Source organism: Mycobacteroides chelonae CCUG 47445, assembly GCF_001632805.1.
GTDB lineage: Bacteria > Actinomycetota > Actinomycetes > Mycobacteriales > Mycobacteriaceae > Mycobacterium > Mycobacterium chelonae.
In genome coordinates this window covers 3,568,488-3,589,964 of the sequence record NZ_CP007220.1, presented here as the reverse complement: position 1 = coordinate 3,589,964, position 21,477 = coordinate 3,568,488, and the positions used below count along the sequence as shown (strand labels likewise).

The 21,477-nt window shown below is 62.1% G+C and carries 21 protein-coding genes and 1 tRNA gene; 13 read left to right on the top strand and 9 right to left on the bottom strand.

Translation table 11 applies throughout. The features are described 5' to 3' along the window. Positions 1 to 22 precede the first annotated feature (22 nt). From BB28_RS17600 to BB28_RS17590, 3 genes are all read left to right on the top strand, one after another. The gene (locus tag BB28_RS17600; RefSeq protein WP_046254435.1) at positions 23 to 847 is read left to right on the top strand and encodes a dienelactone hydrolase family protein; all 825 of its coding nucleotides are present in this window, start codon (positions 23 to 25) and stop codon (positions 845 to 847) included. A 166-nt stretch (positions 848 to 1,013) separates the two neighbouring features. Next, complete coding sequence (locus BB28_RS17595; RefSeq protein ID WP_046254434.1) at positions 1,014 to 1,220, top strand: hypothetical protein; 207 nt, start codon at positions 1,014 to 1,016, stop codon at positions 1,218 to 1,220. 170 nt (positions 1,221 to 1,390) lie between these two features. Continuing rightward, positions 1,391 to 1,675: a WhiB family transcriptional regulator gene (locus BB28_RS17590; protein ID WP_081252287.1), complete on the top strand. Its 285-nt coding sequence runs from the start codon at positions 1,391 to 1,393 to the stop codon at positions 1,673 to 1,675. 76 nt (positions 1,676 to 1,751) lie between these two features. Here BB28_RS17590 and BB28_RS17585 read toward each other — a convergent pair whose 3' ends face one another. The 6 genes from BB28_RS17585 to BB28_RS17560 all read right to left on the bottom strand — a co-directional run bounded on the left by BB28_RS17585 (position 1,752) and on the right by BB28_RS17560 (position 8,763). Beyond that, positions 1,752 to 3,101 carry an ABC1 kinase family protein gene (locus tag BB28_RS17585; protein WP_046254433.1) on the bottom strand — a complete coding sequence of 450 codons (1,350 nt, stop codon included), beginning with the start codon at positions 3,099 to 3,101 and terminating at the stop codon, positions 1,752 to 1,754. A 62-nt stretch (positions 3,102 to 3,163) separates the two neighbouring features. Beyond that, positions 3,164 to 4,495 carry an ABC1 kinase family protein gene (locus BB28_RS17580; RefSeq protein ID WP_030096965.1) on the bottom strand — a complete coding sequence of 444 codons (1,332 nt, stop codon included), beginning with the start codon at positions 4,493 to 4,495 and terminating at the stop codon, positions 3,164 to 3,166. A gap of 56 nt (positions 4,496 to 4,551) precedes the next feature. Further along, on the bottom strand, positions 4,552 to 5,901 hold the full coding sequence (locus BB28_RS17575; RefSeq protein WP_030096966.1) for an ABC1 kinase family protein: 1,350 nt from the start codon (positions 5,899 to 5,901) through the stop codon (positions 4,552 to 4,554). 49 nt (positions 5,902 to 5,950) lie between these two features. Beyond that, on the bottom strand, positions 5,951 to 6,829 hold the full coding sequence (locus BB28_RS17570) for a hypothetical protein (protein ID WP_046254432.1): 879 nt from the start codon (positions 6,827 to 6,829) through the stop codon (positions 5,951 to 5,953). A gap of 97 nt (positions 6,830 to 6,926) precedes the next feature. Beyond that, positions 6,927 to 8,279, bottom strand: coding sequence for a zinc-dependent metalloprotease (locus BB28_RS17565; protein ID WP_046254431.1), 1,353 nt, complete (start codon positions 8,277 to 8,279; stop codon positions 6,927 to 6,929). Between the two features lie 70 nt (positions 8,280 to 8,349). Further along, positions 8,350 to 8,763, bottom strand: a complete 414-nt coding sequence (locus BB28_RS17560) for a thiol-disulfide oxidoreductase DCC family protein (protein WP_046254430.1) — start codon at positions 8,761 to 8,763, stop codon at positions 8,350 to 8,352. A gap of 61 nt (positions 8,764 to 8,824) precedes the next feature. Here BB28_RS17560 and BB28_RS17555 point away from each other — a divergent pair, with 61 nt between their 5' ends. The 3 genes from BB28_RS17555 (at position 8,825) to BB28_RS17545 (ending at position 13,166) form a co-directional block, all read left to right on the top strand. Next, positions 8,825 to 9,859: a YlbL family protein gene (locus BB28_RS17555; RefSeq protein WP_046254429.1), complete on the top strand. Its 1,035-nt coding sequence runs from the start codon at positions 8,825 to 8,827 to the stop codon at positions 9,857 to 9,859. A gap of 117 nt (positions 9,860 to 9,976) precedes the next feature. Next, on the top strand, positions 9,977 to 12,943 hold the full coding sequence (locus BB28_RS17550) for a UPF0182 family protein (protein WP_046254428.1): 2,967 nt from the start codon (positions 9,977 to 9,979) through the stop codon (positions 12,941 to 12,943). A 149-nt stretch (positions 12,944 to 13,092) separates the two neighbouring features. Further along, positions 13,093 to 13,166: transfer RNA gene (locus tag BB28_RS17545), tRNA-Met, on the top strand. A gap of 310 nt (positions 13,167 to 13,476) precedes the next feature. Here the strand turns inward: BB28_RS17545 and BB28_RS17540 are convergent. The 3 genes from BB28_RS17540 to BB28_RS17530 form a co-directional block, all read right to left on the bottom strand. Beyond that, positions 13,477 to 14,037: a hypothetical protein gene (locus BB28_RS17540; RefSeq protein ID WP_046254427.1), complete on the bottom strand. Its 561-nt coding sequence runs from the start codon at positions 14,035 to 14,037 to the stop codon at positions 13,477 to 13,479. A 195-nt stretch (positions 14,038 to 14,232) separates the two neighbouring features. Beyond that, positions 14,233 to 14,982, bottom strand: a complete 750-nt coding sequence (locus BB28_RS17535; RefSeq protein WP_046254426.1) for a hypothetical protein — start codon at positions 14,980 to 14,982, stop codon at positions 14,233 to 14,235. 17 nt (positions 14,983 to 14,999) lie between these two features. Then, on the bottom strand, positions 15,000 to 16,151 hold the full coding sequence (locus tag BB28_RS17530; RefSeq protein WP_046254425.1) for a hypothetical protein: 1,152 nt from the start codon (positions 16,149 to 16,151) through the stop codon (positions 15,000 to 15,002). Between the two features lie 528 nt (positions 16,152 to 16,679). Between BB28_RS17530 and BB28_RS17525 the strand changes: the two genes are divergently transcribed. Genes BB28_RS17525 through BB28_RS17495 form a run of 7 tightly spaced genes read left to right on the top strand, consistent with a single transcriptional unit; the run spans position 16,680 to position 21,201 of the window. Then, the gene (locus BB28_RS17525; RefSeq protein ID WP_046254424.1) at positions 16,680 to 17,075 is read left to right on the top strand and encodes a hypothetical protein; all 396 of its coding nucleotides are present in this window, start codon (positions 16,680 to 16,682) and stop codon (positions 17,073 to 17,075) included. Further along, positions 17,075 to 17,683 (top strand): DUF3558 family protein, encoded by a 609-nt coding sequence (locus BB28_RS24690; protein WP_052740278.1) that lies wholly within the window; start codon positions 17,075 to 17,077, stop codon positions 17,681 to 17,683. The genes BB28_RS17525 and BB28_RS24690 overlap by 1 nt, the downstream gene beginning before the upstream one ends. Positions 17,684 to 17,698: 15 nt before the next feature. After that, a complete protein-coding gene (locus tag BB28_RS17515) occupies positions 17,699 to 18,925 on the top strand; it encodes a hypothetical protein (protein ID WP_046254422.1) in 1,227 nt (408 codons plus the stop codon). 49 nt (positions 18,926 to 18,974) lie between these two features. Then, positions 18,975 to 19,277 carry a WXG100 family type VII secretion target gene (locus BB28_RS17510; RefSeq protein WP_046254421.1) on the top strand — a complete coding sequence of 101 codons (303 nt, stop codon included), beginning with the start codon at positions 18,975 to 18,977 and terminating at the stop codon, positions 19,275 to 19,277. Further along, complete coding sequence (locus tag BB28_RS17505; RefSeq protein ID WP_052740276.1) at positions 19,277 to 20,323, top strand: glycoside hydrolase family 19 protein; 1,047 nt, start codon at positions 19,277 to 19,279, stop codon at positions 20,321 to 20,323. Before BB28_RS17510 ends, BB28_RS17505 begins: the two co-directional genes overlap by 1 nt. Beyond that, positions 20,320 to 20,721 carry a hypothetical protein gene (locus tag BB28_RS17500; RefSeq protein ID WP_046254420.1) on the top strand — a complete coding sequence of 134 codons (402 nt, stop codon included), beginning with the start codon at positions 20,320 to 20,322 and terminating at the stop codon, positions 20,719 to 20,721. The genes BB28_RS17505 and BB28_RS17500 overlap by 4 nt, the downstream gene beginning before the upstream one ends. A 3-nt stretch (positions 20,722 to 20,724) precedes the next feature. Further along, positions 20,725 to 21,201, top strand: coding sequence for a hypothetical protein (locus tag BB28_RS17495; RefSeq protein ID WP_046254419.1), 477 nt, complete (start codon positions 20,725 to 20,727; stop codon positions 21,199 to 21,201). The last annotated feature ends 276 nt before the right edge of the window (positions 21,202 to 21,477 follow it).

Below are 21,477 nucleotides of genomic sequence, written 5' to 3'. Positions count from 1 at the left end.
AATCTCGTCCTAGGCTCGCCCCATGGCCGACGATGACCTCCGCGATTTCGAAGCAGGCACCTTCACCCACGAGGGCGAAACCAAGATCGTGTTGAGAAAGGGCAGTGGACCGGCGGTGATCGTCATCGCCGAGATGCCCGGAATCACCCCGAAGGTCGCCAACTTCGCACGCGAGGTGGCCGACATCGGCTGCACCGCCGTCATGCCGCACCTGTTTGGGAATCCCGGGCAGAACACGGACCCCCGTGAAGAGGGATGGTTGCGTACCGCGACCTACATAGCGTCTTCGATGTTCCGCGGCTGCGTCAGCCGTGAATTCACGGTCCTGGCCACCGGAAAGAGCTCCCCGGTGGTGGCGTGGTTGCGGGCCCTGGCTCAGAACGAGCACGAGCGCAACGGCGGTCCCGGGGTCGGCGCCATCGGTATGTGTTTCACCGGGGGATACGCGCTGGCCATGGCGGCCGATGACAGGCTGCTGGCCCCTGTGCTGTCGCAACCGTCGCTGCCGTTCGGGCTCACCAAGTCGCATCGCTACAACATCGACATTTCTCCGGGAGACCTGCAGAAGGTCAAGCATCGCTGTCAGCACGACGGGCTCAAGGTGCTCGGTATGCGCTTCACCTCCGACAAGCTGGTGCCGGCCGAGCGATTCCAGTTCCTCAGGGATGAGCTGGGGGACGCGTTCGTTGCCATCGAATTGCCCGGCGACGTGGCCAATCCCCATTCGCCGATGCCGGCGCATTCGGTGGTCACCGAACATCTCATCGACGAGCCGGGTCAGCCCACGCGCGCGGCCCTGGACCAGGTATTGGACCTGTTCCGCTCCCGACTGCTGATATCTGTGTAACCGGAGGTCCGGAAAAGATGCCAGTTCGGAAAAACTGGTTTTGAAGTATCGCCGCAGGTCAAAAATAACTTGTCAACCAATAGATGACCTTTTACTCTGGGCTTCAGGAATTCGCGAGGATTCCGAACCAGACCTGTTCACGAGTGAGTAGACGGAAGGAGGAGCGATGAACACACCCACCAATTACGGCGACACCTTGTGGCGTGATGCCCATGGTGCCTTTGTCGTATCGCCGCTCGCTCCGCCGTCGCTCCTGACGCATGCCGCCGCTGCCAAGCCGGCGGCTCAGAGCATGTCGGCCGTCGGCATTAAGCACCGCGCCGCCGTCGCCGCAGCCGCGAATGTCGCGTCCGTGAATAGGGGATACATCTAGGTAGCCCCGCAACCGCCTCCCAGGCCACGGACCCGACACCACCGGGATCCGTGGCCACTTTTGTTTGAGCCTCAAAACCTCAGACGTGGTTCCGGATCTCGATCGATAAGACACCGATACGAGACCAGCAGTTTTTCAAGGAACCGAAGAGGAAGCAGGTGAACGGACACATGATGACCGTCGAAGTGGAGGCCCGAAGACTCGCGCTACCGTGCCACGTCGCGGATGGGGACCTGTGGTTCGCGGAAAGTCCCGCGGACTTGGAGCGGGCTAAGACGCTGTGCGCGGACTGCCCGATCCGGTCGCAGTGCCTGGCTGCCGCGCTGGACCGCGCGGAGCCCTGGGGTGTGTGGGGTGGCGAGATCCTGGAGCAGGGCGCCATCGTGGCGCGCAAGCGCCCGCGTGGACGCCCGCGCAAGAACCCGCTGCCGGCCGCAGATCCCGCCGCGGCATGACCCGGCATGTTGCGAATGTCGTCGGACTCGACAACCAATGCTCCCCATCGCCCTGTGGCGGTGGGGAGCATTGTTATCAGGCCGTTTTCGCGTTTGGTTCGAAGAACCCCGGCATCCATTCCTCGGCGATTGCCGCGTAGTTCACGTGCGCGCCGAGCTGCACCAGAACCCCGATCATTCCGCCGAGCGTGCGCAGCAGCATGACGTAACCCGGTGGCACCGTCATCTGACGTGCCAGCTTGAATCGTTCGGTGAATCCCTCGTCCAGGAGATCGGTCGACGCCACCGCGGCCTGCTGGAACCATTCGCGCGTGAAATGGAATTCACCGGAACGCAGCGGATCGACATAGGGCCACAGTGGCCGGATGTAGTCCATCACCTGATCCCCGGATAGCTGGACCTCCGGTGGCATGAATCCGAGCTGCTTGATGAGCCGGATCACCTGCTCCCACTGCTCATCTCGGGCCCAGCACAGCACCTCGCCGAATTCGGGCGGAATGCCCCCGGGGTGCTCGGAGACCGCGCCGAAATCGATGATGCCGAAACGCCCATCGGGCAACAGCATGAAGTTACCCGGATGCGGGTCGGCGTGCACCAAGCCGACCTTTTCCGGTGACTTGACCGTGAATTCGAGCATCAAAGCGCCGGCGGAGTCACGCTCCTCGCGGGTGCCCTCGGAGATGATCTTCGAGAGCCGCCGTCCCTCCATCCACTCGGCGATGATCACCTTGGGTGCGCTCGCGACCACCGCCGGCACGAAGAATTTCGGATCTTCGGCGAAGGCCTTCGCGAATGCGCGCTGGTTGGACGCCTCCTGGCGGTAGTCCAGTTCTGCCTCGATGCGGTCGCTGATCTCCGCGACCAGTCTGTCGATATCTGCTTTGGGCGCAATCTGTTTGGCCAGTGGCGTCATCCGCTGGATCAGCTTGAGATCGGCGCGCAGCGCATCATCGGCGCCCGGGTACTGGATCTTCACGGCCACCTCGCGGCCGTCCTTCCAAATCCCCTTGTGTACCTGGCCGATGCTGGCCGAGGCGACGGGCGTGTCGTCGAAGGACTGGAATCGGTCACGCCACTTGGTGCCCAGCTGTGCATCGAGCACCCGATGCACCTTGGCCGCGGGCAGTGGCGGTGCCTCGCTCTGCAGTTTGACCAGAGCCTCACGGAACGGATCGGCGAACTGCGGCGGTATCGCCGCCTCCATCACCGACAGGGCCTGGCCGACCTTCATGGCGCCGCCCTTGAGTTCACCGAGCACGTTGAACAGTTCGTCGGCGGCCTTCTCCAGGAGTTCGGCATTGACCTCATCGGCCGAGGTTCCGGTCAATCGTTTGCCCACCCCGATGACCGCGCGACCGGCCATACCTGCGGGCAGGCTTGCCAGTTTGGTCATTCGGCTGAGCCCGCCGCGGCGAATATCTGCCATGTCACCTCATATCGTTCCGTGTGGCGTCGTTGCCCCACGTCTTCACGGAATGCTAGCTGTTGCTAGCTGGCAGCAACGGGCTCATCCTCGCGGAAACCGGGAACCCAGTCGCCGATGATCTGCGCGTACGGGACCGTCGCGTCGAGCTGGGCCAAAATGCCTGACAGGCTGCCCAGCACCCGGAACATCATGAGATAGACGGGCGGCAGATCCAGATGCCGGCCGGTCTGGAACTGCGCCCCACGCAGGTCACTGGATTTGGCGGCGACCCGCTGCATCCACTTGCGGCTGAAGTGGAACTCATCGGACTTGAGCGGATCGATGAACGGCTTGAGGTACTCGTCGATCTCCTCCGGTGAGACCTCGGTGCGCGGCGGAATGAATCCCTCCTCGCGCATGAGGGGGATGAGCTCATCCCAGATCCCGTCGCGCTCCAGACGCCAGATGGGGCCCAGGTTCGGAGGGAACCCGCCCTCGTGGGTGGCGACGGCACCGAAGTCCATGACGCCGAGGCGCCCGTCGGGCAGCAGCATGAAGTTTCCGGGGTGGGTGTCTGCGTGCAGCAGTCCACACCGGTACGGGGAGCTGACCGTGAACTTCAGCAGCAGACGGCCGCACTCGTTGCGTTCGTCTTCGGTTCCGCTGCTGATGATTTCGGAGAGCTTGCGGCCCTGCATCCATTCGCTGATAACGACCTTGGGCGCCGAGGCCACGACCGGTGACACATAGAACTCGGGGTCGCCTTTGAAGGCCTTCGCGAAGGCCCGCTGATTAGTGGCCTCGATGCGGTAGTCGAGTTCTTCCTCGGTGCGCTCGATCAGTTCGTCGATGATGCTTTTGACGTCTGCTCCGGGCACGATCTGTTTGAACAGCGATGACAACCGTTGCATGGTTTTCAGGTCCGAGCGGACGGCCTCGTCGGCGCCGGGGTACTGCACCTTGACCGCGACAACGCGCCCGTCGCTCCAGACGGCCTTGTGTACCTGGCCGATGCTGGCTGAGGCGACAGGCTTGTCGTCGAAGGACTGGAAACGTTCACGCCACTTGGTGCCCAGCTGTGCGTCCAGAACGCGGTGGACCTTGTCGGCGGGCAGCGGTGGGGCATCGCTTTGCAGCTTGGTCAGCGCCTCGCGGAAGGGTTCGGCAAAGGCCGGCGGGATGGCGGCCTCGAAAACGGAAAGGGCCTGCCCGAGTTTCATGGCCGCGCCCTTGAGCTCGCCGAGAACCTGGAACAGCTGCTCGGCCGCCTTCTCCATCATCTCGGCGTTGACTTCGTCCTTGGACTTGCCGGTCAAACGTTTTCCGACGCCCAGCGCGGCTCGACCGGCGATGCCTGCCGGTAGGGATGCCAGTTTTGCGGCGCGCGCGGCGCGGCCACGACGGATCTCAGCCATGCGTTACATCATGCCGGGGGCGGCGAGAGTCTGACAACGCAGGTTTTCCATCTCACTTAAGTGGCGGCCGGAGCCTTGCTGTCCTCGTGGAACCCTGGAACCCACTTGTCGATGATGGCGGCGTAGTCGACCGGGGCATCGAGCTGTGCGGCGATACCGATCAGGCCGCCGAGGACCCTGAAGAACATCAGGTAATTCGGCGGCAAGTTCATCTGCCGGCTGGTCTTGAACGACTCGAGGAACTCCTGGCTGCGGAAATCGGTGGCCTTGGCGGTGAGCCGCTGCAGCCACTTGCGGCTGAAGTGGAAGGTCTCGTGGTTGAGCGGCTCGATGTACGGCTCAAGGTAGGAGTTGACCTCTTCGTGAGACACGGAGGTTGCGCTCGGTGGGATGAAACCCTCCGAACGGAGCACCTCGGTGAGCTCTTCCCACTTCTCGTCTCGGGCCAGGCGCAGGATCGGACCGAAGCCCGCGGGCAGACCACCCTCATGCGCGGCGCAGGCGCCGAAGTCCATGATTCCGAACCGGCCGTCTTCGAGCAGCATGAAGTTTCCGGGGTGGGTGTCTGCGTGCAGCAGTCCACACCGATACGGCGAGCTGATGCTGAATTCGAGGAGGAAATGCGCACACTTGCTGCGTTCCTCTTCGGTGCCCTTGGCGATGATTTCCGAGAGCTTCCGGCCCTGCATCCACTCGGTGATGATCACCTTGGGGGACGAGGCCACGACCGAGGGGACGTAGAACTCGGGGTCGTCCTTGAAGGCCTTGACGAAGGTGCGCTGATTGGTGGCCTCGATGCGGTAGTCGAGTTCTTCCTCGGTGCGCTCGATGAGTTCGTCGACGATGGCCTTGATATCGGCACCCGGAGCCACCTGCTTGAACAGGGAAGACAGACGCTGAATGGTCTTGAGGTCCGAGCGGACGGCCTCGTCGGCGCCCGGGTACTGCACCTTGACCGCGACGGTCCGGCCGTCCTTCCAGACGGCCTTGTGTACCTGGCCGATGCTGGCCGAGGCGACGGGCTTGTCGTCGAAGGACTGGAAACGTTCACGCCACTTGGTGCCCAGCTGTGCGTCCAGAACGCGGTGGACCTTGTCGGCGGGCAGCGGTGGGGCATCGCTTTGCAGCTTGGTCAGCGCCTCGCGGTACGGCTCCCCGAACTCGGGGGGAATGGCGGCCTCCATCACCGAGAGCATCTGGCCGATCTTCATGGCCGCGCCCTTGAGCTCGCCGAGAACCTGGAACAGCTGCTCGGCAGCCTTCTCGACGAGTTCGGCGTTCACTTCGTCTTTGGATTTCCCGGCGATCCGTTTACCCACACCGAGCGCGGCACGGCCCGCGATCCCGGCCGGAAGCGATGCGAGTTTTGCGGCGCGTGCGGCGCGGCCACGACGGATCTCTGCCATGTGCACATCATGCCCGGTCGTGATGAAGTTAACAAAAGGTGGGTCTTCGTCAATTTCCGCTGAAATAGGCGCCGCACTGGCACAAGGGATGCGCGGTCCAATGCCGGGCCGTCAACGCATGAGTGGACAGGTCGAGCTCGAGCGTCGCGTTGAGCGTTACCAGTGGCCCCGGCGCCTGTCCGCGAATCGCCGACAGCACTCGGTCGATCTGTGCCAGCGCCACCGCCGCAGTGCCCAGCACGGTGGCCGGCGCGGCGACGCCCACGGTCCCGGTGAGTTGAGCGGCCACCGCGGGCCACTGTTCGTCGCGGTCACGCCGATGGCGGTCGGCGCATTCCAGGCAGCTGGTGATACCAGGCAGAACCATGGGCCCAATGAGACCGGTACCGTCGCGCGCTCGGACGGACAGATGCGGCACCTCGGCATCGGCAAGTGCCCGAAGTAGCCGGGTGTCGGCGATCAGGTCATCGGCGAGTATCGCCAAATCTACGTGTTGCCAAGACTTTCCGTGTGCCGATTGGGTTGAGCGCTGGATACGCGCCGAAGTGTGCCGGAGCGCCTCGGCGAGAGCATCGGACAGTGGACCGCGACCAACGAGTCGGATTACCGGCGAGACGGCCGGGACGGATCGGGTGCGCCGGATGACGGCGCCGGTGTCGACCAATTCCTCCAGCAGCGACCGAATGTCCTCGGTGTCATGAAAGTCCTTGACGCACTGAAGGCCAAGGATCTGACTCCAGGTGAGTTCGTCGGTCAGGGAACGCAGCAGCTGGCGTACCGCAGCGGCGGGCGCGGTGCATGAGGGGCGCACGATCACGGCATGACGCGGCATCCACCCGATCTGGACCCCGTCATCCGGCCTCGGCAGCACCGGACGTGCCGGATCGAGGGTGAAGGTCGGCTCACTGGACATGACCCACTGTGGCATATCCGGCGTGCTCGCCAGGTGGCTGAAAGCCGTTTATCCACAGCCGCATTCGGCCCTTGACCAGCACTGAATGTGTGAGCCGCAGATTTCTCCGGTTTTATTCGGATGTGCCCGGATCGAGCTTCTCGATCTGCGCGATCGGATCGTCGATGGCGTCGGTGTCTCCGCCGACGATGCGATCGATAAAGGCGGCCGGGTTGTCCAGATCGCTCGCATCGGGAATCAGATCCGGATGTGCCCAGATCGCGTCGCGCTTGTCCACACCCACGGCGTCGGTGAGCCTGCGCCACAGGTCTGCTGCCTCACGCAACTTGCGCGGCCGCAGCTCCAGGCCCACCAAGGTGCCGAAGGTCTGCTCGGCCGGGCCGCCCGTCGCGCGGCGGCGCCGCAAGGTCTCGCTGAGGGCCGCGGTCGCGGGTATGCGCTCGCCGAGCGCGTCGGTCACCACGGTTTGTACCCATCCCTCGATCAGCGCCAGCAGGGTTTCCAGGCGCTCCAGGGCCTGCTCCTGTTGCGGCGTGGTCTTCGGCTCGAAAATGCCTTGGGACAGAATCTGTTCCATATCGGACGGGTCGCCCAGCGACGCGGGGTTGAAGCCGCGCGCGGCTTCTTCGATGGCGCTCATGTCGATCGAGATGCCCTTGGCGTACTGCTCAAGGGTGTCCATCAGCCGGATGGTCAGCCAGCCCACGCCGCTGAACAACCGGTGGTGTGCGGCTTCCCGGGCGGCCAGGAAGGTCATGATCTCGCTCTTGGACTGTTCGAGGCCCTCGGAGAACGCCTCGATGGCGACCGGAAGCAGAGCCGCCGTGCCCTTGGGGCCCAATGGCAATCCGATGTCGGTGGAGGTCAGCACCTCTCGGGACAGCTGTCCGAGAGCCTGGCCCAGCTGCGACCCGAAGGCCATGCCGCCCATCTGGGTCATCATGCCCAGCAGCGGACCGGCCATGCCCTGGGCCTCTTCGGGCAGGTTGGCCGCCCACATGCCTGAAATCTGTTCGGCGACAGGGTCGACGAGCCGCTTCCAGTTTTCCAGAGTGTTGTCCACCCAGTCGGTTGCGGTCCAGGCGGCGGTTCGGGTGGCCCCGGCGGGCAGCGCGGTGGCTCCGTCGAGCCAGGTGTCGGCCAGGTGCACCGCATCGGTGATCGCCGATTGGGTGCCCTCGGTGATGGGCGCGACGAATCCGATTGAGCTTGAAGCGAGTTGCCGGGCGATGTCGTAGTTGACCGCGCCCGTGGACTGACCACTGGCCGCACCGGCGGCAGCCCCGCTGAACATCTGTCCCAGCTGGGTGAAGATCTGCCCGAGGTCGGCGGGATTGAATCCACCAGATCCGAAGCCGAACGGGTCCGCGCCCGACGGTCCCGAGCCGGGTCCCGGCCGCGCGCCGTCGCCCGGCTCACGGTCGGGGTCGTCGCCAGCAGCGAATCCAAAGGGGAGGTCGGCCATATCTCCACGGTACCGCTGGTAGACATGGCCGGATCACGCTGTCAGTGAACGCACCCGTTTTGGCGTGGGATCAGGCCAGGAAACGCGCCCGCACCTCCGGAGGCGGCAACGGGCAGGTGTCGTACCGCCCGAACACCCGGTATCGGATTCGGGCGACCAGCCGGTAGAGCGCATCGCGGATGGGCCGCGGGACCAGTGCGATGAGGGAGGCTCTTCGGGTGCTGCCGAGATAGTCGATGATGCGCAGCACGCCGTCGGACCGGATATGAATTCGTTCGGCAGGATCCCCCGGATTGTCGACGATCACGAAGGAATCGACACCGACGAGTTCGGGGTGCCGCGCGATCACCTGCTTGCCGTACTCACTGTCGAGGGCCGCGAAGCGCATCGTTCCGACCTTGTCGTCACGCAGGATCTTCTTCACCGCTCCGTTGCACAGTGCGCACACGCCGTCATACAGCAGGACGGGGGCATGATCGTTCATCGGACCTCCACCATGAGACTACCGACGGGGTCCCGAACAGGGCTTGCCATAGGGTGCAGGCATGAATCGCCGCGTAGCGACGCTGCTGGTCGCGCTGGTCCCGATCATCGCCTTCGCGTTGTTGGTGTCGGTGATCACCGTGCCATTCGTGTCCCTGGGACCGGGCCCGACCTTCAATACCCTCGGCCAGGTCGAGGGTAAGGAGGTGGTCGACATCAAGGGCACCAAGGTCGACCCGGTGTCGGGCCACCTCAACATGACGACGGTCTCCCAGCGCGACGGACTGACATTGGCCGATGCGCTGCGGTTGTGGGCGAGCGGGCGTGAGCAGTTGGTCCCGCGGGACGCGGTGTACCCACCTAATCGGTCCAAGGATCAGGTGGACAAGGAAAACGACCTCGAGTTCAAGAAGTCCGAAGAAAGTGCCGAATTTGCGGCACTCGGATATCTCAAGTACCCGACGGCGGTGACCGTTCTGACCATCAGTGATGACGGACCGTCCAAGGGCAAGCTGCAGGAGAACGACGCGATCACCGCGGTGAACGGGCGACCGGTGGCCAACCTGGAGGAGTTCACCGGAGCGCTCAAGGCGACCAAGCCCGGTGAGGTGGTGACGCTGGACTACAAGCGTAAGAATCCCGAGGGCAGCAGTAAGACGGAACCGGTGAAGATCACGCTCGGCAAGAACGGGGATCGTGACTACGGGTTCCTGGGGGTCGGCGTTGTGCAGGCGCCGTGGGCGCCGTTCACCATTGATTTCAACCTGGCCAATATCGGTGGGCCGTCGGCCGGGCTGATGTTCAGCCTCGCCGTGATCGACAAGCTGACGCCCGGTGAACTCGACGGTGGAAAGTTCGTCGCCGGAACGGGAACCATCGACGCCGAGGGCAAGGTGGGGCCTATCGGTGGAATCACGCACAAGATGCAGGCAGCCAAAGACGCTGGAGCAACGGTGTTCTTGGTGCCGGCGGCCAACTGTGCCGAGGCCAAGACGGACGGTGGGCAGGGGCTCACCATGGTCAAGGTCGGCACCTTGGCCGAAGCGGTTGACGGACTCAACACCCTTGATCGTGGTGGTCAAGCGCCCAGTTGTTAGCGAGCCTCACCACTCTCGATGCTGGCCGATGCCCGCTGTTCTGCGGCTACAGTGGGGCTGAGAATCGAAGCGCGAAAATTGAGCCGTGCTTGAACACTCGACGAGGAGCGTAGCGACGTGGGAATGCGGCCGAATGGGGCTCTGCCACGACTGACCCGACGGAGCCGGCGACTGGTCGCCGCGGCGTTGGTGATCGTGGTGTTGTTGTTGATCGGCCCGCGCCTGGTCGACACCTACATCAATTGGCTGTGGTTCGGTGAGCTCGGATTCCGGGGCGTGTTCACGACTGTGCTGCTGACCCGGCTGGCCTTGTTCCTGATCGTCGGAATCTTGGTCGGTACCGTGGTTTTCGCGGGCTTCGGATTGGCATACCGGGCGCGACCCGTGTTCGTGCCCACCAAGGGGCCAGGCGACGCTCTGGCGCAGTACCGTGCTCTGATCCTGTCGCGGGTGCGGCTTTTCGTCATCGGTGTTCCGGTGCTTATCGGTGTGCTGGCCGGCATTGTGGCCCAAAGCTATTGGATGCCCGTACAGCTGTTCCTGGAGGGTGGGGACTTCGGTATCAAGGATCCGCAGTTCGGCCTGGATCTCGGGTTTTTCGCCTTCGAGCTGCCGTTCTATCGATTCGTGCTGACGTACCTGTTCATCGCGGTCTTCATCGCGCTCATCGTCAATGCCTTGGTGCACTACATCTTTGGCGGCATTCGGCTGTCCGGTCGTTCGGGCACGCTGTCGCGCCCGGCACGCATCCAGCTGGTGACTCTTGCCGGAATTCTGGTGCTGCTCAAGGTCGCCGCCTACTGGCTCGATCGGTACGAACTGCTTTCGCACACGCGAGCCGGTAAGCCGTTCACCGGCGCCGGTTACACCGATATCAACGCGGTGCTGCCGGCCAAGCTCATCCTGCTGGCCATCGCGGTGATCTGTGCGGTCGCGGTGTTCTCGGCGCTGGTGCTCAAGGATCTGCGGATTCCCGCGATCGGCCTGGCGCTGCTGCTGCTGTCCTCGTTGGTGGTCGGTGCCGGATGGCCGCTCATCGTGGAGCAGTTCAGTGTCAAACCCAATGCCGCGCAGAAGGAAAGCGAGTACATCGCGCGCAGCATCAAGGCGACGCGCGATGCCTACGGACTGACCGACGACGTCGTGACCTACCGGGACTACAGCGGTACCGCATCGGCGCCCACCGGTAGCGAGCAACTGGCCAAGCAGGTTGCGGCCGACCGCTCCACGATCGCCAACATCCGCGTCTTGGATCCCAACATCGTGAGCCCGGCCTTCACTCAATTGCAGCAGGGCAAGAACTTCTACGCCTTCCCCGATTCGTTGTCGATTGATCGGTATCAGGACAGGAGCGGCTCGCTGCGCGACTACGTCGTTGCCGCACGCGAACTCGATCCGGCCAAGCTTCGTGATAACCAGCGTGACTGGATCAACCGGCACACCGTCTACACCCACGGCAACGGATTCATCGCCGCCCCGGCCAACACCGTGCGCGGAGTGGCCGACAAGCCGGACGAGAACGGCGGGTACCCGGAGTTCCTGGTGAATGCCGTCGATGACAACGGCAAGGTCCTTTCCGACGGCCCGGCGGCGCTGGCTCAGCCGCGCGTGTACTACGGCCCGATCATCGCCAGCGACACCAACGACTATGCGATCGTCGGCAAGAACGGTGACGATCGTGAGTACGACTACGAGAACAACTCCGGAACCAAGAACAGCACCTACACCGGTACCGGCGGCGTGCCGGTCGGCGGTGCGCTGGCACGGACGGTCTTCGGTCTGAAGTACGCCGAACGGAACTTCCTGTTCTCCAACGTGATCGGGGACAACAGCAAGATCCTGTTCAACCGGGACCCAAGCCGGCGGGTGGAAGCGGTGGCGCCGTGGCTGACGGTCGACAGCGGGACCTACCCGGCGATCGTCGACAAGCGCATGGTCTGGATCGTCGACGGCTACACCACGCTGGACAACTACCCGTACTCGCAGCAGACGTCGTTGTCGGAGGCCACCTTTGACAGCCAGGTCGGCAAGACCGGGGGAGCGCTGCCCAACCAGCAGGTGTCGTACATCCGGAACTCGGTCAAGGCGACGGTGGACGCGTACGACGGCACCGTCACCCTGTATCAGCAGGACGAGAAGGATCCCGTGCTCAAGGCATGGATGAAGATCTTCCCCGGAACGGTCAAGTCCAAGAGTGACATCTCGCCGGACCTCGCGCGCCACCTGCGCTACCCGGAGGATCTTTTCAAGGTGCAGCGGACGCTGCTGGCGCGCTACCACGTCAACGATCCGGTGACCTTCTTCTCCACCAGTGATTTCTGGCAGGTGCCGGATGACCCGAACGCGTCCACCGGTTCGCAGCCGCCGTATTACATCGTGGCCAAAGACATCACGAAGAACGACAATTCGGCCTCATTCCAACTGACAAGTGCGCTGAACCGCTTCCAGCGTGATTTCCTGGCCGCCTATGTCAGTGCCAGTTCCGATCCCGAAACCTACGGGAAGATCACCGTTTTGACGGTTCCCGGAACGGTGCAGGGCCCCAAGCTGGTGAACAATGCGATCACCACCGACAACCAGGTGTCCTCGCATGTCGGCATCATCAAGAATCAGAACATCCTGCGGTGGGGCAACCTGCTGACACTGCCGGTGGCCAACGGTGGATTGTTGTTCGTCGAGCCGCTGTATGCCTCGCCGGGCCAGGGCGATCAGTCCTCGTATCCGCGCCTGATCCGTGTGGGCATGTTCTACAACGGCAAGGTCGGCTACGCGACCACGGTCAGGGATGCTCTGGACATGGTGTTCGGGCCCGGTGCCGGTGCGACGGCCACCGCCCCGGCGGCCGAACCCGGAAATGTGAACACGCCGCCGCCCAGCGGTCAGAACGTTCCGATCGTTCCCCCGGCTGCCGTGCCGCCGGCGGGGTCCTCGGAACTGTCCTCGGCGAAGACCGCCGCGCTGCAGGAGGTTCAGCGGGCCATCAGCGAGGTGAAGGACGCCCAGAAGAGTGGGGACTTCGCCCGGTATGGGCAAGCGCTGAAGAACCTTGACGACGCGATGACGAAGTTCACACAGGCCAAGTAATTTCCGCCGAATGTCGACTTTTCGGGCCAAAGTGCGAGATAGAAGTCCGGAAAGTCGACACTCGGCCGAGGCGTTCGTGGGTGCGTAACTGCAGGCCAGGTAAACGATTTGGTGCCACGCACTGCGCCCGGTAACCTTGTGTTCACCACCGCGGGGTGGAGCAGCTCGGTAGCTCGCTGGGCTCATAACCCAGAGGTCGCAGGTTCAAATCCTGTCCCCGCTACTAGGTAAGACGGCCCTCGGAGTCTGACTCCGGGGGCCGTCTTCATTGGGTGGGCAACACTGTTGGGAACATTAGGGTTGCTAACGAGTATTCGATAGCGGATTGGAAACAGTTGGCGCGGCAGACGGATAGCGCCCGAGTCCCAGCCGAAGTGTTCGTTGCGCTTGTTCGCAGCCTCGAAGCGACTGCAGTTATGCCGCGGACACCGTGTGTAGGTCGCCGACTGCCAGCCAGTTGATCGCCTTCGTTCCCTGCCCCCGTTCGGAAATATCCTTCGCGGACTCTGAACTCGAATTTGGAGGCTGGGGGCTTAGGAGGCGTCCAACCCTGCGGGGCCGATATCGAGACGCCTTCGCTTCCAACTACTGACAAGTCGTTGGGTGCGAGCGTCAGTCACCCAGTACTGGCCTGAGATGTCGCGGAAGTATGCGTAGTAGTCGTAGACAGCTGAGTTGAATTGAAGCTGGGGGTGGTAGGCCACGATCTCGCCAGGGCTGAAATGGAGCTCGCTTCCGTCGTGAAAATTTAGGAGCGTATGTCGATCGTGGTGCGAGAAAGTGTCATTTTCCGGCCATGCGAACATCTTGTTGTGCTTCCAACGCTGAGTCGCCTTCTTGGCGATCTGTCTTCTGGGGCGAGACATGACAAGGAAACCATGATCGAACAGTGGCTTGCCGGACAGATTCATCATCTTTAGTTCGGGCGGGCCATGTTCGTACGGGTGTAGCCAGACCAGCACTGACCCAGCTTGCGCGCGTCGTTCACGCTGACGGTCGAAGACGTAATAGACCACTGCCGCCAGCACTGATAGTCCGGTCAGCAGAGCGCCAGCCCAGTCGGCAACAGTGCCCCACACATCAGGGTCAAGCATCGTGCCCTCCTCGGTGATTCATATCTTGGAGGGAGTATCTCAGTGGTCGAGTCACGCTAGTGGTGTTGTTGTGACTCCGTTGGGCGATTCCGACTTGGCTATGGGTACTGCTCATGAAGCCGAAAGCCGCCTCCTGAAACGAAATCCGCCGTTTACCGGATTGCGAGGCGACGGCAAACCAACTCGCGACGGGGGTCATGACTGTTGCCAGCCGCTGCCGGTCCACAGCACAGTTGCACCTCCAGGCGCCCGAACGAATTCGAACGGCTTGCCGTTGTCGCCGATAGTTATACTCCTACGTTTGTTGTTCACGAGAAGATGCAGATCAACGGTCCATTCGTATGCGCGTTCTCGCTCGTCGCTCCACGGGGCCTCTATTACGTTCATGTAGATTTTGGCGGTGCCTCCACTTGACAGCTTGAACGAAAAATTTGTCGAGTCATCATTCACTGCAACGTATTTAGCGCACGGACCGAATGATGAGAGCTCTATGTCGAGTCTTCGCCTTTCGATACTGGCGCCGCCAACGACCCCACTTACGATGATCCCAGCCGGTATCGAAATTTCGCGGCAGTTGACGGTCACGGCATCGACGATTGCGTCCACTTCTTCCCAGGCCGTAAGCGTGACCTCGACCGAATCCGTTCCAGCAGGGATTCCATCATGGTCAACCGCCCACTGGCGTATTGAGAACGCGTCGCGAACACCCCCTGGGTTGAGACTGTCGGTCGAGCCTGGAACGAACATCGGGCAACCGACTGTGTTGTGCGGGGCGTTCGCGAAGATGATCGCGGGATCGTGTTCGACGTGAATCTGGAGGTCAGGCTGTTTTCTGGCCAGCCGCAATAGCTTTCGTCCATACGGGGTTGCTAATCCGAGCCCGTATCCGACCGCCGGCCCAACTGCGCCTTTGAGCCATGGTTCTACGGTGTCGAGGATGCTCATTGAGTGCCTAACTGTCGCTATCCGTCTATCGGATCGGAAAAGTATCCAGTGGCGTATCCATACAGATCAACTGCTTTGTGGTCGAATAGCGTGGTTTCAAATGCAGAGTCGACTACCGCTAAGTTGGCCACTGTTTGAGTGCCGAACCGGGCGTCGGTTGACCCGGCTGCCTGCATCAGGTGTTGCCATGCATCTCTCGAATGATGGATTTCATCAGAAAAAAGGCTAGCCAACGGAATGAAAGACTGAACGCCGGCGGCGATGCGAGCGCCGATTGGAGTGGGATGGCCGCAGAGTTCGCAATGTCCAGCGTAATCCTTTTGGCGGTATTCGTTATTCTTGTCGCGATATATTACAGATGGTCGCCATGCCGTTCGGCGGTCTTCCTCGGTAGAATTTAGCCAGGCCGCCATACTGTTTACATCCTGTGCAAATCGCCACATGATGAATTCTGCTTCTACGAGCTGCCGTAGAAGCGCAGATGCTGGATAGAGATTGCCATGGTCTGCAAGTTGGTACATGCCGCAGGTAAGCGCAGCGCAAGTGACAGTCATCAGCGATAGCGCTTCTAGAGTGTCTCGCGCAGCGTCGGATAGCTCGTCTTCTAGCGCGGCGGCGTGCAGGACGTTCGCTGCATCGTTCCAATGATTGGCGATCTTGAATGCTGCTTGTCGCCTGGCCTCGCACATGTTGATATCGGCGGCGTACTCCTCGGATGCCGCGTCTGCACCTGCGCGATCCGAGAGTTGAACCGAATCATCCTGTTCAGTAAGCGCCACGCGGAGTTTGGCTACGACTGCGTTCACGTGTGTGTTCTCTAGGTTCGCGATCTCGGTGGCCGCGCCGACGGCCAGGTCTCGTGCTACCAGCGCAACCATGATTGTTCCGGTCGATATGGGGTCTGGCAGCCGTCCGGAAATCAATCCTGAAATGAACTGCGTGACATTGTCGACATCGGTATCTGAAAATTGGGCGTCAACATGATTACGCGCCGAGGCCAAAGCGCTAGCGACAGTGCAGCTGTTGGCGTCGCGCAACTGCCGAGCGAGAATCGTCGCCACATACATCATCGGGTCGGCGCAACTTTCGCAAACATCGACGTCCTTTGCGCTGAGCGCGTCGTCGAAATCGTTCGCAAGGCCTTTAAGGTAAGCCAGCAGCAGATCCACCCCTCGCTTGGCCGCTGGGAGTTGGTCACGTCGCATGGTGGTCCTCTCGGTCGAGTGAGACGATGCTGGCGGCCTGCGACACCTCTCGAAGTAGCGCGTCAGCAGGCGCCGGTGAGGGCCCGGAACTGTATTTTCGCCCGAGTATCTGCCCTGGACGCAGCACCTCTCGGTGGGCGTGAGGTTCTGGCGCCAAACACGGACGGCGTGCACGGCGGCGCTGGTCTGTAACCGGGGTTTCTGATGGCGACTCCTCCGATGAATGCGCCAGCGACCGCACGGACTCTTAGCTTCATTGCCCTAAACCTCCGCGTGATCTTGCTTGTGGTGAGGGGAACCTACTCCCGATCGAGATCGATCACTGTCGTTTCACAGGCCTACGTCTGTACAGGTGGACGGAAGGGATGTCAGGTGTTGATCGTGGCGATTACTGGGACTGCCAAATTCGTTGAAAATTGTTGGAACCGGATTGGCTCTAGTGTCGTCGTATCTAGTGAACGAAAGTTGTGACGATGAAACGCGAGGTGAACCGTGGGCGAGTACAAGTTCGACATCAACGGAATGTCCCAAGATGCTCGACAGGAAGCCGCTGAGGCCGCCCGCACCACTTTGAAGTTCAAGGATGGCTACGGCATGGAGCTCGCAGGGGACATGCTGCGGGCCCGGGACTTGGTCGAGACGCAGATTTCAGCGGTGAGCCGTGAACAACAACTCGCGCTCGGGGACCTGCCCTCTGGACAGGCGGCGGCCCAGCACTACGCACAGCAGCGTGCAGCGGCCGTCGATGCGCTGAAGAAAATCTCCACCCATTACAAGAGTCACGCAGACCACTTCATCGCTACGGAGATGTTGTTTCGCAACACCGAGGAACGCAACGCTGGGCGTATAAACCCGTACAAGGACGGAACGGCGACGGTGAAGTACTGATGATGCGGATGGGCTTAGCGTGCGCGGCGGCGCTTTTGATGGCTGGCTGCTCGACATCGACGGGCATTACGAAGCCGGCGGACAGCACCAGTTCAGTGCCGCCTTCGGCCTCGGCCACCGCGAGTTCGCAACCTCAGGTATCGAGCACATTGACGGCCCCGCATCCGCCGCCGAGCCATTGGAATGACGGCACGAGTTACGACCCGTGCTTTGGCTATTCAGCTGAGCAGATTCGCTCTTGGGGTTTGGATTCGGCGAAGGTGACCGATGTAGGCACTCAGGATCCGCAGTTGCGTGGCTGCCAATGGAAGGGTCTCAGTGGCGGTTGGACGGCGGAATTGACGGTCGCTAACACCAAGGTGTCGGCTTACCTGGATCCTGAGCTGTACACCAATCCTCAGCCCATCACGGTGGCCGGCCTTGACGGAGTGATTTACCAGGGCCGTGTCGCTTCGGTACCTACCTGCACCGTGATCCTGCCGTCGCAACAGGCAACAGTCGCTGTTGTCGTGGTGGTTGTGGATGTCCAGGAAGCCAAAGATGTGCCCGATGCGTGCGCGAAATCCAAGCAGATAGCCACTGCGGTGGCGCCGACTCTTCCGAAGTGAAATGGGGTGTGAGTGATGGCTGATGATGGCTGGCAGGGGATGTCGCATCAGGAGATCGTCTCCAAGCTGACTGGGTTGGGTGTGGAGTCGGCGCGAGCGGAAGCTGACCGATGGACCTCCGTTTATGGGGCCGTGTCTGATTCGGTAGATACAGCGATGAAGGTGCGTAGCAAGCTGCTCGATTCCGAGTCATGGTCGGGTGAGGCTGCGAATTCGGCGTACGACGCGGTGGATCGCACCTACAAGAAGATCGCGGACCCGGATACCGGTTTGGCGGCCGAGGCGGGGAAGCTGAGCCAGGCTGCGGAGCAGGATGGAGAGACGTTGATCGCGGCCAGTCGGGTTCCGAACAGCTATCCGGTGCCGGACAAGAACGCTTCGAAGGACGAGAAGCAGCAGGCTCTCAACGCGATTCGTGCTGCGGCGCAAAGCACGTATACCAACCCGATGTCGACGGACCGTCCCAAGGTGACGGACCCCGATGTGCAGCAGCTGGGGGCGATGCCCGGCGATCAGGGCGGTGGCAACGGTGGCGGGGGAGGCAATAGCGGGGGTGGTTCCGGTGGCGGTACCCAGACCCCGCCCGCCACCGACGGACTGGCCAACAAGGACACCAAGCCGCAGCTGGCCGGCGGTGATGCAAAGCAGGCTGGAGCTGGACAGGGGCAAGGTCAGGGTGGTGGCCAGGGCAGCGGTTCTGGTGGTGGTCAGGGATCGGGATCGGGCGCTGGTTCGGGTTCCGGTGGTGCGGGTTCAGGGTTGGGTTCTGGCTCTGGAGGTTCCGGCCTGCCGATCGGTAGTACGACGGCGGCAGGATTCTCCCCATCGTCAACGGGCACCGGCACAGGCGTCGGCGGGTCCGGTTCAGGTGCTGGCGGGCCTGGCGGGTTGAGTGCGCTTCGCGGCGGTGCGGGTCTGCCGGGCGGTGCCGCTGGCGGCAATGGGTCGGGCATCAACCCTGCGGCGGTGGGTGCTGCCGGTGTGCGTGGTGGTGGCCCGATGGGGATGATGGGCGGCGCTGGCGCGCATGGTCGCGGCGGCAAGGGTGAGGACGATGGTGAGAAGGCGACACCGCAGATTCTGATCAATTACGACAACACCGATGAGTTCTTGGGCGATATGCCAGCAGCTTCACCGGGGGTTATCGGTGACTGGTCTGAGCAGGAGAAGGCCGAGAAGGCGGCACGGGAGCGGGAAGTGCGCCGTTACAAGGCCCTTGGCTGGGACGTGAAATTCGAGTGAAATACGTTGTAGCGCAGACAAATTCCGGTGTTTGGTAGGAGGGTGGGGCGTGGCACTTCAGGTTAATCCCGAAGATGTGAACCGGCATGCGTGGGCGCTGATTGATGCTGTTACCGACTCCCGCGCGGATCATGCGCATGACGTCGACAGTGTTGCCGAGGCCGCTGGCGGATGGATCGGCGAATCGGCGCGAGCATTGAACGAGGCGCAGGGCTCCTGGTCGGAACAGGGCGACGTGCTCCACCGAAACTTGGGCGGGCTGGGTACCTGGATGCAGGAAGCCGCCGGTAAGTTCACCGCGCAGGATCAGCGCAGCCGCGACACCATCGCGAAGACCGATGGGGGACACTGATGGTCAGCGTTGCCGAACTGGAGAAGTGGGATCCCAACGCGCTCGTCCAGTTGTTGGGTGTCATGTTCGGCAAGCACAAGAGACTTGCCAACCTTGGGGACACGCTCGACGGCATCAAACGCTCGCTGGAAGGGTGGGGAGGCGATGCCGCCGATACCTGGCGTCATGAACTCGGTAAGCGCCGCACCGACATTGACGAGCAGCAGAAACAAACTCGTGCGGTAACAGATGCGTTAGAGCCCCTCGTCGACCAAGTCGGTCGCGTCGTGACGGACTTCAAACTGCTCAAAGGTGAGGTCGCGAAATTCGGCTGGCAGATCACGCCCGATGGCAAGGTCGTTGGCGATGTGCACGGCGACCTCATGCTGGAAACGGTCCGGGGCAATAAGGAGACCGAGCTCAAGGGAATTCTGGAGCGCGCCAATGCACTTGACCACGACATCGCTGCGGCAATCCGTCGCGCCGTGGCGCCCACCGGAATGCCGGAGGATCCTCAGCAGCCGCCCACGGACGGTTATACGCCGGTGACTGTTGCAATGCTTATGGAAATCGACCCCAACATCAGCGAGGCGAAGGCCAACGAAGTTGTTGGCCCGCTTAATGACATGATGCGTCAGGGCGGTATGAACACGCCTGTCAGACAGGCTGCTTTCCTATCGCAGGTGGCCATCGAGTCCGATCATTTCGCGACGTACAAGGAGTATGCGTCGGGGGCTGAGTACGAGGGGCGCGAAGACCTCGGGAACACGTCGCCAGGTGATGGTGTGCGATACAAAGGCCGTGGCGCCATTCAGGTCACTGGTAAGTACAACTACCAGAAGATCAGCGATGCTTTCGGCGTGGATTTCGTCAGCAACCCTGAGTTACTGGAAACTCCGCAGTACGCATTTACATCAGCCCTCTGGTATTGGAACACCCACAACGGCAATGCCGTTGCAGACACTGGAAATATCACCAAAATTACCGAGATGGTTAACGGCGGCCATCACGCGCTCGACAGACGCACCGTGGTATTCGACAACGCGATGAGAGTTCTTGGGAAATGAGACAACTGGTACTTCTGGTAGCGCTGGCAGTGGTGGGTTGCTCCAATGCCCCCGAGGCGTCCTCGTCTGCGCCCGCGCAACCACCGGCAGCGGCCTGCGATTCCAAGTACACCCGTGACCAGTTCATCGGCACCTGGCTTGATGATTCGAGCACGATCACTCTCGCCGCGGACGGCTCACTCTTGGCACAAGGGGCACCGGGACATTGGGAATTCACCAGCTGGGACAAAACTCCGCAGGAAGCGCCGTCCGGTCAGGGCAATAAGTGCGTGCTGTGGCTCAAGGAGCCTCCGCTCGATCTCGTGTACTTCCCCCTGAATGTCACTCCCGCGTCCCTTTCGATGAGTTACGTCGGTAGGGGAAACACCATCACCTGGACCAAGCAGGGATCGGACTAGCTTGTGAGCAGGCCGCAGCCGCGATTGGATCCGTCGAGATTGGACTTGGCCGCGGGCCTGTATGACATGGCGGCGTGGCAGCTCGATGTGTTCCTCGATGATGCTGCGGGCTATGGGATTTCGTCCCCGGATGCTGCGAGCCTTCAGGCGCTCACGGATCTGATGCGATGGCAGGCTGACGCGTACCGGCGCTACGCGGTGAAGATGCGCGCCGACGATGAGATGGTCGATGCGTACTTCGCAGGTCGTGTGGTCGCACCGAACACGGCAGCGGCCTTCGAAGCGTCATTAACCCGTGACGAGCATCCACCGCTGCCGGAGCGGTCCAACGGCATCGACTACCAGCTGCTGAGGCCCGTACGGGACCTACTCGAAGAGGCGCACGCAGTTCTCTCTCGCGGCTCCAGACCGGCGATGGCCTACGCGGCCAAACAAGCTGCGGCCCTTTACTCCTGGTGTCACCCGCCCCTGTCGGTGTAACGGTCAGAGTTTCTCCACATAGTTGAAAATCGTTGGAACCGAGTAGCTCTCGGTTGGCGTTGTAGTGGATGTCAGCAGACCTCCGACGACGGGAGTGTTCCATGATCGCCACCTGTCAATCGATGCACTCGTTTCGCGCAGAGTGCGTGCGAACCCCTTTGTTGTAGAGGTCGCGCTCTACCGTCCGGGCCGCTCGGCGACGGGGCGGGCGCAAGCGTCAGCCTGGCGTGCGCTCGTATCTGAGGTCAGATAGGCGTGACGCAGTTCAACATGGAG

What these genes read in the sequence shown, in the direction of transcription:
- BB28_RS17595 (WP_046254434.1), top strand. Translation starts at nt 1,014, where the DNA reads ATGAACACACCCACCAATTACGGCGACACCTTGTGGCGTGATGCCCAT.
- BB28_RS17560 (WP_046254430.1), bottom strand. Translation starts at nt 8,763, where the DNA reads ATGAACGATCATGCCCCCGTCCTGCTGTATGACGGCGTGTGCGCACTG.
- BB28_RS17540 (WP_046254427.1), bottom strand. Translation starts at nt 14,037, where the DNA reads ATGCTTGACCCTGATGTGTGGGGCACTGTTGCCGACTGGGCTGGCGCT.
- BB28_RS17575 (WP_030096966.1), bottom strand. Translation starts at nt 5,901, where the DNA reads ATGGCAGAGATCCGTCGTGGCCGCGCCGCACGCGCCGCAAAACTCGCA.
- BB28_RS17500 (WP_046254420.1), top strand. Translation starts at nt 20,320, where the DNA reads ATGAGACAACTGGTACTTCTGGTAGCGCTGGCAGTGGTGGGTTGCTCC.
- BB28_RS17590 (WP_081252287.1), top strand. Translation starts at nt 1,391, where the DNA reads ATGATGACCGTCGAAGTGGAGGCCCGAAGACTCGCGCTACCGTGCCAC.
- BB28_RS17565 (WP_046254431.1), bottom strand. Translation starts at nt 8,279, where the DNA reads ATGGCCGACCTCCCCTTTGGATTCGCTGCTGGCGACGACCCCGACCGT.
- BB28_RS17555 (WP_046254429.1), top strand. Translation starts at nt 8,825, where the DNA reads ATGAATCGCCGCGTAGCGACGCTGCTGGTCGCGCTGGTCCCGATCATC.
- BB28_RS17585 (WP_046254433.1), bottom strand. Translation starts at nt 3,101, where the DNA reads ATGGCAGATATTCGCCGCGGCGGGCTCAGCCGAATGACCAAACTGGCA.
- BB28_RS17570 (WP_046254432.1), bottom strand. Translation starts at nt 6,829, where the DNA reads ATGCCACAGTGGGTCATGTCCAGTGAGCCGACCTTCACCCTCGATCCG.
- BB28_RS17580 (WP_030096965.1), bottom strand. Translation starts at nt 4,495, where the DNA reads ATGGCTGAGATCCGTCGTGGCCGCGCCGCGCGCGCCGCAAAACTGGCA.
- BB28_RS24690 (WP_052740278.1), top strand. Translation starts at nt 17,075, where the DNA reads ATGATGCGGATGGGCTTAGCGTGCGCGGCGGCGCTTTTGATGGCTGGC.
- BB28_RS17505 (WP_052740276.1), top strand. Translation starts at nt 19,277, where the DNA reads ATGGTCAGCGTTGCCGAACTGGAGAAGTGGGATCCCAACGCGCTCGTC.
- BB28_RS17600 (WP_046254435.1), top strand. Translation starts at nt 23, where the DNA reads ATGGCCGACGATGACCTCCGCGATTTCGAAGCAGGCACCTTCACCCAC.
- BB28_RS17515 (WP_046254422.1), top strand. Translation starts at nt 17,699, where the DNA reads ATGGCTGATGATGGCTGGCAGGGGATGTCGCATCAGGAGATCGTCTCC.
- BB28_RS17535 (WP_046254426.1), bottom strand. Translation starts at nt 14,982, where the DNA reads ATGAGCATCCTCGACACCGTAGAACCATGGCTCAAAGGCGCAGTTGGG.